Here is a 17,197-nt window from a genome sequence, read left to right as displayed (position 1 = left end):
TTAGATTTTTGCATGCAGCGCATCGGCGATAGGCAAATCGGCCAGAATGCCCGATTTATTCAGTGCCACCAGCATTTGTTCCGTGACGATATTATTGGTTTCCCACGGTTTAACATGCGTTGCTGGATAAGTATCTGCGATGATGTCGATAATTTCCGCTTCGGCCAGACCGAGTTGGCGCAACATGCAGGCGCTGAAATCTTTGGCGATAGCGTCGGTTGCGTAGCCTTCCAGGAAAGCCAAAATCGGTTGTTGCAACGCTTGCTTGGTCGCCGCGTCGCTGTGGCGCCAGATATGGCTTAGCACCTGCTGTGAGAAGCGGGCATGGCGGCCTTCATCCGCAACGTGATCTTTCATCACCAGATAGAAGGTCGGGAAAATATCTTCGTTGTTGATCACATCGATAAGATCGGTCGTCAGCGCCTGCTCCGACAGAGACACGCACACCAGTCGCAGCAGTTCGCGCAGCCGTTCGTCCCCCATTGCCAACGATTGCGCCAGGGCATAGGAAGCCTCGGTGTCTTTTGGCATCGGCAGCGGCGCAATGGACGTCATCTGCTCTACCTGATTGATCAGATCCAGCGCCACCAGGGCGTGATAGGACTCATCCACGACCACGGTCAGCGCGTCTAGGCGCATTTCAAGCGGAAAGTCTACGCCGACCGCGTTTTTGTAGAGCTTGTAACTGGAATCATTGATGATATCCAACTCGATGTTGGCGATGCCATTCAGGTAGTGGTAGAGGGTTTGCACCTGAATATAGCGCAATGCTTGTTCACCGAGCGCGGCAACGCGCGGATGGAGGCACAGCGGCAGACGTTCCAAGGGGAAGAAAAGGGTTGATTGGCTGTCCTGTTCGTTGAGAAGGCGACGAGGACGGGAGCGGACAATCGCGGCGCGATCCCATTTTTTCAACGTGGTTTCAATGAGGCTCATCGGTTAATCCTTATTAATAGAGTTCTATTTCAATATCCGATTGTGAATAGGCACGGCAGGCTAGAATAATATTCTCTTCTAACTCCTCTTCGCATAAGGCACTCTGTTTTTCATGGCGTATATTTCCGCTGATTAGAAGTAATTTGCAACAGCCGCACCTCCCCTTTCGGCATAGGTTGGGGATGTCGATATTTAATCTTTCAAAGTTTTCAAGCAGCGACGTTTCAGGACAAAAGTCACCGATGCCCGCGCCATCAAAAATAACATGATGACCATCGGGCCCTGTTTTTGCAGACATGGCGTGTTATTCCCTATGGAAGTCAGTGAGTGAGATCACATTTTAAAATTCATATAAGTAAATTGTTATTAATAATAGGTTGTGGGTTTTAATGGGGAGTAACGATAGCTTTGGCTTTGTATATTGTCAACACGACACATTAAAAACATTAACATTATATTAAAGGTTGTTTCACATAATATAGTTCATATTCAAACTTTATTGCCTGGATTGTTTAGCAATTCTTATTATTGTTTGTTTTATAATATCAATAGGCAAAAATCTTTGTTCAGCGAATGGAAAACAGGACGTCGCCGCCTTCTAATGATAGCCTGAGCGGCAATTTGGTTTTGATAACGCAAGCAGGAAGATGACATGTTGAAAACCGCAGGCTGGCTGCTGCCCGCCATCCTGGCGCTGGCGGGGTGTTCGTCATCCGGCCAACGTCATGAGCAAACGCTTAGCCAGGCGCTGACGGCCCTCGACCAGGACAAGGCGCTGATTGGGGCGTCGAGCGGCGTGATGGTGCGCGACGCCGAGAGCGGCACCGTGCTGTATCAGGCGCACGCGCAGCAGCGTTTGGCGCCGGCTTCCAACATGAAGATGTTCACGTCTCTGGCGGCGTTCGGCGTGCTGGGGGCGGATTACCGGTTTGAAACCCGGCTGCTGACCACCGGCGAGCAGCGCGGCGACACTTTGCGGGGGGATCTCTATCTGCAGGGCAGAGGCGATCCGACGCTGCACCCGGACGATCTCGACACCTTCGCCGCCACGCTGGCGCAGCGCGGCATTCGCCATATCCATGGGCGGCTGATCCTGGATGCCAGCGCGTTCGATCAAACGCCATTCGGCGCCGGCTGGAGCTGGGACGATGAACCCTTCGCCTTCGCCGCGCCGATCTCGGCGCTGAACTACGCCTTTACCCCCGGCGGCGATATCAACGTGGTGCGGGTGGACGTGCAGCCGGGCGCCCGCGCCGGTGCGCCAGGGCGGGTGAGTTTCTATCCCGCCAATGATGCGGTGACGCTGGTCAACCACACCACCACCGGCGGCGACACCGCACTGACGTTCGATCGCCAGCCGGGCAGCAACCGAATCGTGGTCAGCGGCACCGTCGCCGCGCAGGCGGAGGCCAGCTCACGCTTGATTACCGTCGATCAGCCCGCCCGCGTGGTTGGCGCCTTATTGCAAAATGCCCTGCGCGCGCACGGCATCACGCTGCGCGGCAACGCTGAAGAAGGCGTGACCCCTGCGGGCGCCCGGCTGCTGGCGGAAAAAACCTCACCGCCGCTCTCCCGATTGGCCGTCACCTTCCTGAAAGTGTCCAACAATGGTTACGGCGAGGTATTGACCAAAGCGATGGGCCGCAAGACGCAGGGCAAGGGGGACTGGGCTGCCGGCCTGCAGGCGATCGGCCGGTTTGTGCAAAGCCAGGGCATCGAGACCGGCGCGTACCGCCAGGTGGACGGTTCCGGGCTGTCGCGCATGAACCAGATCACGCCGCAGCAGCTGACGACGCTGCTGCTGGCGGCCAGAAAACAGCCGTGGTTCGCCGAGTGGTATAACGCCTTGCCCATCGCGGGCCAGCCGGGGCTGCTGGTGGGCGGCACGCTGCGGAGCCGCATGGTGAAAAGCGCGGCTGCCGGCCGCGCCCACGCCAAGAGCGGTTCCATGACCGGGGTATCGTCGCTCAGCGGGTATGTCGACTCGGCGACCGGGCGGCCGCTGGCGTTCGCCATCATCAGCAACAACTACCTGGTGCCCGGCGCAGAGGTGAAAGCGCTGGAGGATCGCCTGGTCGAGACGCTGGCGGCCTGTGACGCCACGGTGGTGTGCCGCTGAGAAGGCGGCGTCAGTCGCGCTTGGCGATGTCGGCGAAGCTGCCGGCCAGCAGGCGGCACAGATCGGCGGCGGCCAGTTCGATGTCCAGCCCGCGTTTGCCGCCGGAAACGTAGATGGTGTCGAACGCTTGCGCCGGGCTGTCGATCACCGTCGGCAGCCGTTTTTTCTGCCCCAGCGGGCTGATGCCGCCCACCAGATACCCGGTGACGCGCTGGGCCAGCTGCGGATCGGCCATCTCGGCCTTTTTGGCGCCGAGCGCGCGGGCGACCTTTTTCAGATCCAACTGGGTGGCGACCGGCGTGACCGCCACCGCCAGATGTTTGGCGTCGCCGTTCAGCGCCACCAGCAGCGTTTTGTAAACCCGATCGGCATCCAGCCCCAGCTTTCTCACCGCTTCGTCGCCGAAGTTGGTTTCGTCGCTGTCGTGGTGATACGGATGAAGGGTGAAGGCGACCTTTTGTTTCTCGAGCAGAACGACTGCGGGCGTCATAATGTATTGTCCAAAATGTCCCTAACGGGGAAGGGGTGATAACCAGCCTTAAAAATACAAAAATCCAACCCGCCCGGCAACCTGAGCGGCTGTTACATAAAGCGGGTTGCCAAGATATTCACCGGGTTGCTACCCTGTTTGTTGTAACCGTTAACACGGTTGCTATGCGTATAACTACAATACAAGAAATTCCTCTTTGACTGGCCAATAGCGATATTGGCCTCTTTTTTAGCCCTGTGGCTGCAGCATCGCCGGCAGGTTATCCTCGCCGTACAGGTGCAATGCGCCAACCGCCACCACATAGTCACCGGCCGGCAGCGCCTCCAACTGACGCCGCCAGTCGCGATTGCGCTGATGCATCAGCACATCGTACAGCCCGGCGCTGAAGGTGGCGGGCAGGGTGTCCAGCGTGCCGCGCGGTTTGGCGTCCAGCCACCAGCTCACCATGGTTTGCAGCAGCCGCGCGTTGGTGTGCCAGTGCTCCAGCGTATCGCGCAGCAGCGCGATGCCGCCTTCCGGCAGCTGTTCCAGCATCGCCAACTGCTGCTGTGCCCCTTCCAGCTCGATCACCGGTTTGTCCTGCGCGCGGGCGGCCTGCAGCAGCTGATAGTCCACGCCGTACTCCGCCCGCAGCCCCAGACGCTGAGCCTGGCGCGCCTGCATCATCAGCGCCACCTGCCAGCCGGGCAGGGTGGCGAAGGCGTGCGGATCGGCGCCCAGCTCGTGGCAAAGCGCCAGCAGCCGTTGATATTCTTCGGCGGACAGGCGCTGTTCCAGCGCCGGCTGCTGTTCTGCGTGGTCAAAAGGGGAGGCGGCGCCGGTGATATCGGCCTCGACGATCAGCGCGTCGGCCTGCTGCAGCCGGGCGGCCAGCCGCGCCGGCAGCGGCGACATATCGACGGTGCCCATATGGATGCTGCCCACCAGATGCAGCCGACGATCGCCCGGCAGAGTGATGTCCAGCGCCGGATAAGCGTATCGTTTGGGCGAGATCAGGCCGAGGAAGGCGGCGAGGCGGCGTAACAGTTGACCCATACGGCGTGGCTCCTGAATAACGGGTGCGCGTTTCAGCATGAAAGGCGAGGGAAAATCGTCATTCATGCTAAACGCTATCCGCCGCGCAGGAAAGCCCGGAAAACGGCGGGGCGCCATGATGGCGCCCCTGAGATCACTTCCTGGGTTTAAAACGCAGCAGCCGGTTGGCGTTGCTGACCACGGTAATGGACGACAGCGCCATCGCCGCGCCCGCCACCACCGGGCTGAGCAGCGTGCCGGTCAGCGGGTAGAGCACGCCGGCGGCGATCGGGATGCCCAGCGTATTGTAGATAAAGGCGCCGAACAGGTTCTGCTTCATGTTGCGCAGCGTGGCCTTCGACAGTTCCACCGCATCCGCCACGCCGTGCAGGCTGTGGCGCATCAGGGTGATGGCGGCGGTCTCGATGGCGATGTCGCTGCCGCCGCCCATCGCGATGCCCACGTCGGCCTGCGCCAGCGCCGGGGCGTCGTTGATGCCGTCGCCGACCATCGCCACGCGTTGGCCCTGCGCCTGCAGCTGTTTGATCGCCGCCGCTTTACCGTCCGGCAGCACCCCGGCAATCACCCGATCGATACCGGCCTCTTTGGCGATGGCGTTGGCGGTCACCGGATTGTCGCCGGTCAGCATCACCAGCTGATACCCCTGCTGGTGCAGGCGCTGCAGCGCCGCGACGCTGTCCTCGCGCAGCGGATCGCGAATGGCGAACAGCGCGGCCGGTTTACCGTCAACGGCCAGCAGCACCGGCGTCACGCCGCGTTCGGCCTGGTCGCGCATCGGCGCTTCCAGTTCGGCGATCGCGACCTGATGCTGCTCCAGCAGCGCGGCGTTGCCCAGCAGCAACTGCACGCCGTCGATCTCCCCGCTGACGCCGGCGCCGCGCAGGGTGCGGAACTGCGCCACCTGCGGCAGCGTTTGCCCGGCGGCGCGTTCCATGATGGCGCGCGCCAGCGGGTGATTGGAGCCTTGCTCCAGCGCGGCGGCCCAGCCGATCGCCTGCTGTTCGCTGACCTGATTGAAGGTCAGGATCTCCACCACCTGCGGCTTCCCTTCGGTCAGGGTGCCGGTTTTGTCGAACACCAGGGTGTCCAGCTGGCTGGCCTGCTGCAGGGCGTCGGCGTCGCGTACCAGCACGCCAAACTCCGCCGCGCGGCCCACGCCGGAGATGATCGACATCGGCGTAGCCAATCCCAATGCGCACGGGCAGGCGATGATCAGCACCGTGGTGGCGATCACCAACGTATAGACCAGCTGCGGCTGCGGGCCGAAGAAGTACCATATCGCCGCGCTGAACAGGGCGATCGCCACCACCGCCGGCACGAACACCGCCGAGACGCGGTCGGCCAGTTGGCCGATCGCCGGTTTACTGCTCTGCGCCTGGCGCACCAGTTTGATGATGCGCGCCAGCGTAGTTTGGCTACCGATGGCGGCGGCGCGGAACAGCACGCTGCCGTCGTCGACCACCGTCCCGGCATGCACCGTATCGCCGGGGCCTTTCTGCTGCGGCACCGCTTCGCCGGTCAGCATCGCTTCATCGAGCCAGACTTCGCCCTGCACGATTTCACCATCGACCGGCACGCGATCGCCGGTGGTCAGCCGCAGCGTCATGCCGAGCTGCACCTCCGCCAGCGGGATATCGCGCTCGCCGTCGTCGGTTACCAGCCGTGCGGTAGGCGGCGTCAGATCCAGCAGCCGTTCCAGCGCCTGCGAAGAACGCTGGCGAGCGCGCTGCTCCAGCGCATGGCCGAGGTTGATCAAACCGATGATCATCGCGCTGGCCTCGTAATAGAGGTGGCGCGCCTCCATCGGGAAGAAATCGGGCCAGATGTTGACGGCGATCGAATAGAGCCAGGCGGCGCCGGTGCCGAGCGCCACCAGGGTATCCATGGTGGCGCTGCCGTTCATCAGCGCGCGCCAGGCGTTGCGGTAGAAGTGCCCGCCGGCGAACACCATCACCGCCAGGGTGATGACGCCGACCAGCAGCCAGGGGCGCTGGGTTTCCGGCGTCAGCGTCATGCTGCCGCCGAACAGCCCCCAGGCCATCAGCGGGATACCCAACGCCAGACCCAGCGCCGCCTGCCAGCTAAAGCGCTTCATGTTGGCGCGTGCGGTCTGCTGTTGGCGCTCGCGGCGTTCGGTCTCGTCCTGAATCATTTCGGCGCCGTAGCCGGCTTTTTCCACCGCCGCCACCAGCGCCTGCGCATCGGTGGCGCCGGTCACCAGCGCGCTGCGCTCCGCCAGGTTGACGCGCGCGTGCTCAACGCCGGGAACGCTTTGCAGCGCCTGCTGCACTTTATTGACGCAGCTGGCACAGGTCATGCCGCTGAGCAGCAGCTGTACGCTGTCGTCCGCGCCGTCGGTTGCCGGAAGGGGAGATTGCGCCGCTGGCTGAACGTCCGGCAACGAAGGTGTTGCGTCAGTCAACGGCTCAGTTTTTGGGGCGGCGGCGCCCGCTACGCCGGCGTGATAACCGGCATCTTCCACCGCGGCGATCAGCGCCTGCGGATCGGCATCGCCGTACACTTTCGCGCTGTCGATAGCGACGTCGGCGGCGAACACGCCCGGCACCGCTTCCAGCGCTTTGCGGGTGGTGCCGACGCAGTGCATGCAGCTCAGGCCGCTCAGCTGCAGTTCGGTATCGGCGTGCGGCGCGACTTCGGCCTGATAACCGGCGGCGATCACGCTGTCGATCAGCGCGCTGTCCGGTGCGTCGCCGGTCACTTTGGCGTAATGCACGTTAACGTCCGCCTGTTCGACATCGCTGCGGCTTTCCAGGGCTTTTTTCACCCGCTGCGCGCAGTTCATGCAGGACAGCCCCTGCAATGCCAGCATAGTGGTGTGTGACATGATTGAACTCCTTGCTTAAAAGGCGGTGTTTAAAGGTTGACCGCCGGACCTGTTTTCACTAAGAATGGAGCTTAAACCTTCCAGCAAGGGTAAGGTCAAGGAGGGAAAATGAATATTAGCGACGTCGCGAAAAAAACCGGGTTAACCAGCAAAACGATTCGTTTTTACGAAGAGAAAGCGCTGATTACCGCCCCGATCCGCAGCGATAACGGTTACCGCCATTATTCCGCCAGGCACGTTGAAGAGCTGACGCTGCTGCGCCAGGCGCGGCAGGTGGGCTTCAACCTGGACGAGTGCCGCGAGCTGGTGGCGTTGTTCAACGATCCGGCCCGCCACAGCGCCGACGTGAAGGCGCGCACGCTGCAGAAGGTGGCGGAGATCGACAGGCACATCAGCGAACTGGGCGAAATGCGCCAGCGCCTGGTGACGCTGGCCGACCAATGCCCGGGCGACGAGGGGGCGGAGTGCCCCATCATCAACAACCTGGCAGGATGCTGTCGTTCAAATTAGCGGCCGATGGCGCGGATCACCAGCGTGACGCCTTCCACCGCTACCACTTCCACTTCGGTACCGGCGGGCAGATCTTCCGCCGCCTGCGCGCGCCAGCTGCTGTCGCCGATATTGATGCGCCCCATGCCGTTGTGCATCGGCTCCGTCAGCGTGGCGCGGGTGCCGATCAGCTGGCGGTTGCGCTGGTTGAGCACCGGCGAACCGCCGGATGCGGCCGCCGGGCGCCGGCGCAGCCAGTACCACCACAGGTAGGCGACGACGACGGTCAGGACGGCGAAGATCATGCCCTGCCACGCCCAGGAAAGCGGCGGCAGCAGCCAGATCAGCACGCCGACCAACAGCGCCGCCACGCCGCTCCACAGCAGGTAGCCGCCGGCGCCGAGCATTTCCGCTGCCAGCAACACGCCCCCGAGGGAGAGCCAAAACCACAGCGGATTCGCCGCGATCAGTTCGAGCATGATTATTTGCCTTTGCTTTCTTTCAGCAGTTCGGTAATACCGCCGATCGAGCCGAGCAGGCTGCTGGCGTCCAGCGGCATCATCACCACTTTGCTGTTGTTGGAGGAACCGATCTTCTGCAGCGCGTCGGTGTATTTCTGCGCCACGAAGTAGTTCACCGCCTGAATGTTGCCGCTGGCGATGGCGTCGGACACCAGCTGGGTGGCGCGCGCCTCGGCCTCGGCGGCGCGTTCACGCGCTTCCGCCTGCAGGAATGCCGACTGGCGTTCGCCCTCGGCCTTCAGGATCTGCGACTGTTTCTCCCCTTCGGCGCGCAGAATGGCCGCCTGACGCACCCCTTCCGCCTCCAGGATGTCGGCGCGTTTGGTCCGTTCGGCCTTCATCTGGGCGTTCATCGAGGCGATCAGTTCCGCCGGTGGCCGCACGTCGCGGATCTCGATACGGGTGATTTTCACCCCCCACGGATTGGTCGCTTCATCGACGATGTGCAGCAGGCGGCTGTTGATGCTGTCGCGCTGAGACAGCATTTCGTCCAGCTCCATCGAGCCGAGCACGGTGCGGAAGTTGGTCATGGTCAGGTTGACGATCGCCTGTTCGAGGTTGCTGACCTCGTAGGCGGCGCGGGCCGGATCGACTACCTGGATAAAGCACACCGCGTCGATGGCGACGTTGGCGTTATCGCGGGAAATCACCTCCTGCGAGGGAATGTCCAGTACCTGTTCCATCATGTTGATTTTACGGCCGATGCGGTCCATGAACGGCACCACCAGGTTCAGGCCCGGCATCAGCGTTTTGGTGTAGCGGCCGAAGCGTTCTACCGTCCATTGGAACCCCTGCGGCACAATTTTGACGCCGGCGAACACCACAATCAGCGCGACGACGATCACGATGGGGATAAAAGTAAGCATGCAAACCTCCTGTCAGACATATGTAAACAGATATTACGTCAGCGCCGGAAAAATGCCTACCGATACCGCGACTTAATCCAGAGCGCCGATCAAACCCGCGATCAGCGGATCCCGCGTCTGGAACAGGTTGATAAGGGTGCGCACTGCTTCACCGCCGCGAGCATCGGACCAGGCCAGCGACAGGGGAGAAGACTGGCGCGGGTATTTGAGCTGTTTGGCCACCAACTCGCCGCTCTCCAGATAAGTTTGGCACAGCCGGCGCGGAAGGAAACCGATCCCGAGACCGCGCAGATGGCACTCCAGCTTGGTGCGCAGATCCGGCACCTTGATTTCCTGCTGGCCCGACAGCAGCCAGGCGGTGCGCTTGGCCAAATGGCGTGCGGTATCTTCGACGTTGATCGCGGCGTAAGGGCGCAGCTGCGTTTCGTTCAGCGGATCGGCGGCGGCGGCCAGCGGGTGCGTCGGCGCGATGGCGAACACCCACTCTATTTTGCCCAGCGGCAGCACCTTGATGCTGTTTTCCAGCGATTCATTGCCCGCCGCGCCGATCGCCAGATGGCAATCCTCATTCAGCAACGCGTCCCACACGCCCATGTACACCTGGCGGGAAATGTGGAATTGGGTGAACGGGTATTTGTCGTGCAGGTGAGTTAACAGCCCGGCTACGGCGGCGTCGTCGTACAGCAGGTTGTTGATCACGATATTCACCTGATGCTCTACGCCGTCGTTGATTTGCCGCAGCTCGCCCGGCATGGCGTCCAGCCAGGTATGCCACTGGCGGCAGCGTTCCAGCAAATACTCTCCGGCCGGCGTCAGGTTGACGGTGCGGGTGGTGCGGATAAACAGCTGCGTGCCGATGCTCTCTTCCAGCGTTTTGATGCGGTAGCTGATGGTGGCGGTGGTTTTGTGCAGCAGCTCCGCCGCGCGGGAGAAACTTTGGCACTCGGCAACTTTGATAAACGAACGAATGGTTTCGTGATCCAGCATGAGGGGTCCTTGGCTGACACCGCCTTTTCGGTTATCGGTGAGAAGAATCTACTGATGTTGCGGCGCGATAGGCAGCGGCAAAGCGCAACCCCACGATCCCGGTCACAGAATCATCCGATAGCGATGAATATGCGCCGCCCCATTTTGCCCGATGATGAATCAGGCGGTTTTTTAATTCATTGATTTAAGGCAACTAATATTACTCTTCGATCATAAAGTGTGCTGGCGATCTTATTGTGGAAAAATTTTCCAAAAAAATGCTGTCAAATTCACCACGCGCTGTCTAGAGTGAAGGCGTTGGGTGAAATATCGCCGTTCAATCGTCGTCTGGGTCATGCGCTTGGGAGAATCACATGGATTTAGTCATCGAAGAATTAACGCCGGCGGCCTTTGCGCCTTATGGCGATGTATTGCAGATAGAGGGCTCGCGTTTCTTTCATATCAATGACGGGAAAACCGAGCGTTATCACGATCTCGCCAGGATAGAGGTGTCCGACGGCAACCGGGTGCTGGCCAGCATCAACCGGGCGGAACCCTGCGATCTGCCGATGACCTTTTCCCTGTTGGAAAAGCATCCGCTCTCGTCGCAGGCCTTTGTGCCGATGAACGGCGAACGCTTCGTGGTGATCGTCGCCGAACCGGGCGAAACCATCCCTGTCGGCACCCTGCGCGCCTTTATCACCAACGGCAAACAGGGGATCAACTATCATCGCAATGTCTGGCACCACCCGCTGTTCGCCTATGCGAAGGTCACCGACTTTTTCACCATCGACCGCGCGGGCGCCGACAACTGCGTGGTCAGCCGCTTGCCGGAGCCGTATCGCATAGTTTTGGCATAGCGCTGGCCGCACGCCGCGCTGGGCGTTTATCATAGCGTCACCCATGCCGTCACTGACAAAGGAAGCTTGAATGACCGAATTACGCAGGAAAGGACGACCCGCCACCGAAGCCGGCGCCACCAAAGGAGCGCAGGCGTTGGATCGCGGGCTGGAGATCCTCCAGTACCTGGCCAACGCTGGGGGGAGTTCGTCGGTTTCCGTGCTGTCCGAAAAGCTGGAGTTGCCGCTTTCCACCACCTTCAGGTTGTTGAAAGTGCTGGAGAAATCGGAATTCGTCTTTCAGGATCCACAGCTGGGCTGGTGGCATATCGGCATTCAGTCGTTCACCGTCGGTTCCGCTTACATGAACGATCGCGACGTGGTATCGGTGGCCGGGCCGTTCATGCGCCGGCTGATGCTGCTGTCCGGCGAGACCGCCAACCTGGCGATCCGCAACAATTTCGACGCGGTGCTGATTCGCCAATGCGAGTGCCAGGCGATGGTGCGCATGTGCGCACCGCTGGGCAGCCGTTTGCCGCTGCACGCCTCGGGCGCTGGCAAGGCGCTGCTGTACCCGCTGGCGGAAGAGGAAATGCTGGATCTGATCGTGCGTTCGGGGCTGCAATCCTATACGCCGAAGACGCTGACCAGCGTGAACCTGCTGCGCAAGGATCTGCATCAGTCGCTGGAACAGGGCTACACCATCGACGATGAAGAGCACGCGCTCGGCCTGAACTGCCTGGCTTCGGCGATTTTCGATCGCAACAACAACGTGATCGCCGCCATCTCCATCTCCGGGCCCAGTTCGCGGGTCGGCAAGGAGCGGTTCAAGGAGCTGGGCGAACTGGTGGGTGAAGTGGCCAGAGACATCAGCGCCGCGCTGGGCGAATCGCGCAGCAAGGCGTAAACGTCGCGCGCCGGGCTGAACCGGTGCGGAGCAATACTCCCCGTTTGATGAGCAAACGGGTTTTTTTGAGCGTAATTTTAAGTTGGAAAAATTTTCCAATAAATTGAGGAGAGCATCACATGGCAATTATGCGAGCGGTAGACGCGGCAATGCACGTGCTGGAAAAAGAAGGGATCACCACCGCGTTCGGCGTGCCCGGCGCGGCGATCAACCCGTTCTACGATGCGATGCGGCGGCACGGCGGCATCAAACACTACCTGGCGCGGCACGTGGAAGGGGCCTCGCACATGGCGGAAGGCTACACCCGCGCCGCCGCCGGCAATATCGGCGTGTGCATCGGCACCTCCGGCCCGGCGGGCACCGACATGATCACCGGCCTTTACTCCGCCTCCGCCGATTCGATTCCGATCCTGTGCATCACCGGCCAGGCGCCGCGTGCGCGTTTGCACAAAGAAGATTTTCAGGCGGTAGACATCGAATCGATCGCCAAGCCGGTGACCAAGATGGCGGTCACCGTGCAGGAACCGGCGCTGGTGCCGCGTGTGCTGCAGCAGGCGTTCCACCTGATGCGCTCCGGCCGGCCGGGCCCGGTGCTGATCGATCTGCCTTTCGACGTGCAGATGGCGGAGATCGAGTTCGATCCGGACACCTACTCTTCGCTGCCCGCCTATAAGCCGGCGGCCACCCAGGCGCAGATCGACAAAGCGCTGGATCTGCTGTGCGCGGCGAAAAAACCGCTGATCATCGCCGGCGGCGGCATTCACAACGCCGACGCGGCGGATCTGCTGCTGCAGCTGGCGGAGATCTGCAACGTGCCGGTGATCCCGACGCTGATGGGCTGGGGCGCCATTCCGGACGATCACCCGCTGATGGCGGGCATGGCGGGCCTGCAAACCTCGCATCGCTACGGCAACGCCAACCTCCTGGATTCGGATCTGGTGTTCGGCATCGGCAACCGCTGGGCCAACCGCCACACCGGCTCGGTGGACAAGTACACCGCCGGGCGCAAGGTGGTGCACATCGATATCGAGCCGACGCAGATTGGCCGGGTGATCTGCCCGGATCTGGGCATCGTTTCCGACGCGCGCATCGCGCTGCAAATGCTGGTGGACACGGCAAAGCGCCGCTTCGAGCGCGGCGAGTTGCCGAATCGCGACGACTGGTGCGCCGCCTGTCTGCAGCGCAAGCAAACGCTGCTGCGCAAGACCCACTTCGACAACGTGCCGGTCAAGCCGCAGCGGGTGTATGAAGAGATGAACCGTGCCTTCGGCCGCGACGCCTGCTACGTCACCACCATCGGGCTGTCGCAGATCGCCGCCGCGCAAATGCTGCACGTTTTCGAGCCGCGTCACTGGATCAACGCCGGCCAGGCCGGCCCGCTGGGCTGGACGTTGCCTGCGGCGCTGGGCGTGTGCGCCGCCGATCCGCAGCGCAAGGTGGTCGCGCTGTCGGGCGACTATGATTTCCAATTTATGATTGAAGAGCTGGCGGTCGGCGCACAGTTCAAGCTGCCCTATATCCACGTGCTGGTGAACAACGCCTATCTGGGGCTGATCCGCCAGGCGCAGCGCGGGTTCGATATGGATTACTGCGTGCAGCTGTCGTTTGAAAACATCAACAATGCGGAGATTGGCGAGTACGGCGTCGATCACGTCAAGGTGGCGGAAGGGCTGGGCTGCAAGGCGCTGCGGGTGTTCAAACCGGAAGAGATCGCGCCGGCGTTCCGTCAGGCCCAGGAATTGATGCAGCAGCACCGGGTGCCGGTGGTGGTGGAAATCATCCTGGAGCGCGTCACCAATATTTCCATGGGCACCGAGCTGGATAACGTCAACGAGTTCGAGCCGGTGGCGGCAACGCCGGAAGACGCGCCGACCTCGGTCAACTTCTTTGATTACCGTTGAGGAGCCTTACCATGCCGAAATTTTCAGCCAACCTGTCCATGCTGTTCACCGAAGTCGATTTCATGCAGCGCTTCCGTCGGGCGAAGGAGCAGGGCTTCAGCGCGGTGGAATACATGTTTCCCTATGACTACCCGATCGCCGCGCTGCGCAGCGAACTGGAGGCGCATCGCCTGAGCCAGGTGCTGTTCAACCTGCCGGCCGGCGACTGGGCGGCGGGCGAACGGGGCATCGCCTGCTTGCCGGGGCGCGAAGCGGAGTTCCGCGACGGCGTCGGGCGCGCGATCGAGTATGCGCAGGCGCTGGGCTGCGATCGCATCAACTGCCTGATCGGCAATCCGGATCCCGCCGTCGGCCGCCATACCACCGACGAACGGGTGAAAGAGAACCTGAGCTACGCCGCCGACACCCTGGCGCGGCAGAATATCCGCCTGCTGATCGAACCGATCAACCGCTACGACATGCCGCAGTTCTACCTGCAAACCTCCCGGCAGGCGATCGAACTGATCGAAGCGATCGGCAGCCCCAACCTGTATCTGCAGTACGACCTTTACCACATGCAGCGCATGGAGGGAGAGCTGACGCAGACCCTTGAGCGCCTGCTGGCGAAGATCGACCACGTTCAGGTCGCCGACAACCCGGGGCGGCACGAGCCGGGCACCGGCGAAATCAACTGCGAGTTTATTTTCGCGCAGCTGGATCGCATGGGTTACCGCGGCTGGATCGGCTGTGAATACAAACCGCTCACCACCACGGAAAGCGGCCTGTCATGGATTAAAAAATACCTGTCTTGAGGAGATGAAAATGAAAGTGGGATTTATCGGTCTGGGCATCATGGGCGCGCCGATGGCGGAAAAGCTGCTGGCGGGCGGGCACACGCTTTACGCCCATACCCGGCATCAGGTGCCGGCGGCGCTGTTGCAGCACGGGGCCATTGCCTGCGGCGATCCGCAGCAGGTGGCGGATGAGGCGGACGTGATCTTCATCATGGTGCCGGATACGCCGCAGGTGGAGGAGGTGCTGTTCGGTGAACGCGGCTGCGCCGCCGGCAAGCTGAACGGCAAAGTGGTGGTGGATATGAGCTCCATTTCACCGCTGGAGACCAAGCGATTCGCGCAGCGCATCAACCAGCTGGGCGCCCAGTATCTGGACGCGCCGGTTTCCGGCGGCGAAGTGGGCGCCAAACAGGGCACGCTGACCATCATGGTGGGAGGCGAGGAAGCGACCTTCGAACGGGTACAGCCGCTGCTGGCGCTGATGGGCAAGAACATCACGCTGATCGGCGGCAACGGCGACGGGCAAACCTGCAAGGTCGCCAACCAGATCATCGTGGCGTTGACCATCGAAGCGGTCTCCGAGGCGCTGGTCTTCGCCTCGCGCGCCGGCGCCGATCCGGCCCGGGTGCGCGAAGCCCTGATGGGCGGTTTCGCCTCGTCGCGCATTCTGGAGGTGCACGGTGAGCGGATGATCAAGCGGGCGTTCGCGCCAGGGTTCCGCATCTCGCTGCACCAGAAGGATCTTAATCTGGCGCTGCAGGGCGCGAAGGCGCTGGCGCTCAGCCTGCCGAATACCGCCACTTGCCAGGAGTTGTTCAACGTCTGCGCCGCCAATGGCGACGGCGAACTGGATCACTCCGCGCTGGTGCGGGCGCTGGAGATCATGGGCAACCACCGGGTGGCCGGCTAAGAGTACCCCCGGCATTTAATTCGCCGGCTTATCGTTAGAATCAGAGATGTTCGACATTAATAACGCCCTCTTTATGATAAATAAAGAGGGTCCCCGCCAATCCAATAAAAAATGATTCAGCACAATAAAAAGTAAAAAGCAGGATGCCAACCGAGGAGACACTGAATATGGCAACCGATAATGCTGTTATTGATAAAGATATTCTTACCGCCCCTGACAAAAACCGTTTATATCGAAAAATCGCCTGGCGCATTATGCCCATTTTATTAGTGAGCTATATCGTCGGTTATCTCGATCGGGTTGGCATTTCGTTCTCGAAATTTCAAATGATGCCCGATATTCTGAACGGCAATGTCTCGATGGCCGAAGCCGTTTACGGGCTGGGCGCCGGGGTGTTTTTCATCGGCTATATCATCGCCGGGGTACCCAGTAATATTCTGCTGAGCCGCTACGGCGCCAGAAAGATCATCGCGCTGCTGATGGTGGTGTGGGGGGCGATTTCGATGCTGAGCATCTTTATCACCAACCCCTGGCAATTCTACCTGGCGCGTTTCCTGCTGGGGCTGGCGGAGGCCGGCTTCTACCCCGGCGTGATCCTCTATCTGACGCTGTGGTTCCCGTCCAGCCAACGCGCCAAGATGACCGCGCTGTTCGTGTGCGGCATCCCGGTCAGCAACATCATCGGCGGCCCGCTGTGCGGGTGGATCATCGAGCACATGAACGGCCTGATGAATCTCTCCGGCTGGCAGTGGCTGTTCTTTATCAGCGGCCCGCGCGCGCTGCTGATCGCCATCGTCATCTTCTGTTTCCTGGATAACACCTATCAGAGCGCCAAGTGGCTCAGCCCGCAGGAGAAGGCGCTGATCAAAGAGGATATGACGCAGAGCGCGCCGCGCCAGGGCGCCGCCGGCGGGCAGGAGTGGACGATGAAAAGCATGCTGAGATCGTCCGCGTTCACCAAAATGTGGCTGATTTGCTTCTGCACCGTGATGGGCCAGGGCGGGCTGGCGTTTTGGGTGCCGACCATCATTCGCGACACCGGCGTGACCTCGGTGATGGATATCGGCCTGCTGACCATGCTGCCGTACATGCTGGCGGTGGTGGCGATGCTGGTGGCCGCGCGCAGTTCGGACAAGCATCGCGAGCGGCGCTGGCACATCATCGTGCCGTTCTGCATCGCCGCGGTGTCGCTGATCTTCATCGGCCTGTTCCCGGACAACAAGCACGTGGTGATGGCGGCGCTGTGCGTGGCGGTGGCGTCGAGCCTGGTGCCCTCGCCGCTGTTCTGGAGCCTGCCGAACGCCATCTTTACCGGCACCTGCGCCGCGGCGGGCATTGCGCTCATCAATTCCATTGCCAACATCGGCGGTTTTATTTCGCCTTATATCATCGGCTATTTCAAACAGCTGACCCACAGCAATTTGGCGGCGATGTGCGTCTTGTCGACAATGATGATACTGGGGGCGATATTAACCTACAGCGTGCCGGCGAAATGGGTCAATAAATAACGCTTCCCTTCATCTTCATTAAATAGTCGGCAACAGTTTTATTTTATTTCGCCATGCATTTCTCATCTGATTATTTCAGCGGGGGAAGGCAT

General features: G+C 61.2%; 16 protein-coding genes. 8 read left to right on the top strand and 8 right to left on the bottom strand.

Going from position 1 to position 17,197, the window contains the following annotated elements:
* Both ACJ8IN_RS08960 and ACJ8IN_RS08955 read right to left on the bottom strand, forming a co-directional pair.
* The gene (locus ACJ8IN_RS08960; protein ID WP_033647255.1) at positions 1-936 is read right to left on the bottom strand and encodes a diiron oxygenase; all 936 of its coding nucleotides are present in this window, start codon (positions 934-936) and stop codon (positions 1-3) included.
* A gap of 13 nt (positions 937-949) precedes the next feature.
* On the bottom strand, positions 950-1,234 hold the full coding sequence (locus ACJ8IN_RS08955) for a 2Fe-2S iron-sulfur cluster-binding protein (RefSeq protein ID WP_161764580.1): 285 nt from the start codon (positions 1,232-1,234) through the stop codon (positions 950-952).
* Between the two features lie 354 nt (positions 1,235-1,588).
* Here ACJ8IN_RS08955 and dacB point away from each other — a divergent pair, with 354 nt between their 5' ends.
* Positions 1,589-3,055: a D-alanyl-D-alanine carboxypeptidase/D-alanyl-D-alanine endopeptidase gene (gene dacB, locus ACJ8IN_RS08950; protein ID WP_308325480.1), complete on the top strand. Its 1,467-nt coding sequence runs from the start codon at positions 1,589-1,591 to the stop codon at positions 3,053-3,055.
* A 10-nt stretch (positions 3,056-3,065) separates the two neighbouring features.
* Here the strand turns inward: dacB and ybaK are convergent, their stop codons facing one another.
* From ybaK to copA, 3 genes are all read right to left on the bottom strand, one after another.
* Entirely contained in the window at positions 3,066-3,545 is a 480-nt protein-coding gene (ybaK, locus tag ACJ8IN_RS08945) for a Cys-tRNA(Pro)/Cys-tRNA(Cys) deacylase YbaK (RefSeq protein WP_047568963.1), read from the bottom strand.
* 228 nt (positions 3,546-3,773) lie between these two features.
* Positions 3,774-4,580 carry a TraB/GumN family protein gene (locus tag ACJ8IN_RS08940; protein ID WP_060421959.1) on the bottom strand — a complete coding sequence of 269 codons (807 nt, stop codon included), beginning with the start codon at positions 4,578-4,580 and terminating at the stop codon, positions 3,774-3,776.
* 133 nt (positions 4,581-4,713) lie between these two features.
* Entirely contained in the window at positions 4,714-7,425 is a 2,712-nt protein-coding gene (copA, locus tag ACJ8IN_RS08935) for a copper-exporting P-type ATPase CopA (RefSeq protein ID WP_060421957.1), read from the bottom strand.
* Positions 7,426-7,533: 108 nt separating this feature from the next.
* Here copA and cueR point away from each other — a divergent pair, with 108 nt between their 5' ends.
* Positions 7,534-7,935 carry a Cu(I)-responsive transcriptional regulator gene (cueR, locus tag ACJ8IN_RS08930; protein WP_033637368.1) on the top strand — a complete coding sequence of 134 codons (402 nt, stop codon included), beginning with the start codon at positions 7,534-7,536 and terminating at the stop codon, positions 7,933-7,935.
* Here cueR and ACJ8IN_RS08925 read toward each other — a convergent pair.
* The 3 genes from ACJ8IN_RS08925 to allS form a co-directional block, all read right to left on the bottom strand.
* Positions 7,932-8,393, bottom strand: coding sequence for an NfeD family protein (locus ACJ8IN_RS08925; protein WP_033637369.1), 462 nt, complete (start codon positions 8,391-8,393; stop codon positions 7,932-7,934). The two genes, cueR and ACJ8IN_RS08925, sit on opposite strands and share 4 nt — an antisense overlap.
* Before the next feature lie 2 nt (positions 8,394-8,395).
* Positions 8,396-9,301 carry an SPFH domain-containing protein gene (locus ACJ8IN_RS08920; protein ID WP_004940203.1) on the bottom strand — a complete coding sequence of 302 codons (906 nt, stop codon included), beginning with the start codon at positions 9,299-9,301 and terminating at the stop codon, positions 8,396-8,398.
* Between the two features lie 72 nt (positions 9,302-9,373).
* Positions 9,374-10,288: an HTH-type transcriptional activator AllS gene (gene allS, locus ACJ8IN_RS08915; protein ID WP_060421954.1), complete on the bottom strand. Its 915-nt coding sequence runs from the start codon at positions 10,286-10,288 to the stop codon at positions 9,374-9,376.
* Positions 10,289-10,641: 353 nt separating this feature from the next.
* On the opposite strand from allS, the gene ACJ8IN_RS08910 reads away from it, so the two are divergent.
* The 6 genes from ACJ8IN_RS08910 (at position 10,642) to ACJ8IN_RS08885 (ending at position 17,105) form a co-directional block, all read left to right on the top strand.
* A complete protein-coding gene (locus tag ACJ8IN_RS08910; RefSeq protein ID WP_033653231.1) occupies positions 10,642-11,127 on the top strand; it encodes an ureidoglycolate lyase in 486 nt (161 codons plus the stop codon).
* A 70-nt stretch (positions 11,128-11,197) separates the two neighbouring features.
* Complete coding sequence (gene allR, locus ACJ8IN_RS08905; protein WP_015376892.1) at positions 11,198-12,013, top strand: HTH-type transcriptional repressor AllR; 816 nt, start codon at positions 11,198-11,200, stop codon at positions 12,011-12,013.
* A 119-nt stretch (positions 12,014-12,132) separates the two neighbouring features.
* Positions 12,133-13,914: a glyoxylate carboligase gene (gene gcl, locus ACJ8IN_RS08900; RefSeq protein WP_049196313.1), complete on the top strand. Its 1,782-nt coding sequence runs from the start codon at positions 12,133-12,135 to the stop codon at positions 13,912-13,914.
* A gap of 11 nt (positions 13,915-13,925) precedes the next feature.
* Positions 13,926-14,705, top strand: coding sequence for a hydroxypyruvate isomerase (hyi, locus tag ACJ8IN_RS08895; protein WP_049196311.1), 780 nt, complete (start codon positions 13,926-13,928; stop codon positions 14,703-14,705).
* A gap of 10 nt (positions 14,706-14,715) precedes the next feature.
* On the top strand, positions 14,716-15,597 hold the full coding sequence (gene glxR, locus ACJ8IN_RS08890) for a 2-hydroxy-3-oxopropionate reductase (RefSeq protein WP_049196309.1): 882 nt from the start codon (positions 14,716-14,718) through the stop codon (positions 15,595-15,597).
* A 254-nt stretch (positions 15,598-15,851) separates the two neighbouring features.
* Positions 15,852-17,105: an MFS transporter gene (locus ACJ8IN_RS08885; RefSeq protein ID WP_308325481.1), complete on the top strand. Its 1,254-nt coding sequence runs from the start codon at positions 15,852-15,854 to the stop codon at positions 17,103-17,105.
* Positions 17,106-17,197 lie beyond the last annotated feature (92 nt).

Origin of the sequence: Serratia sp. CY31944 (assembly GCF_052169175.1) — a bacterium.
In the GTDB taxonomy this organism is placed as follows: domain Bacteria; phylum Pseudomonadota; class Gammaproteobacteria; order Enterobacterales; family Enterobacteriaceae; genus Serratia; species Serratia sarumanii.
The sequence above is the reverse complement of the archived record's forward strand: the minus strand, read 5'-3'. Positions and strand labels throughout refer to the sequence as shown.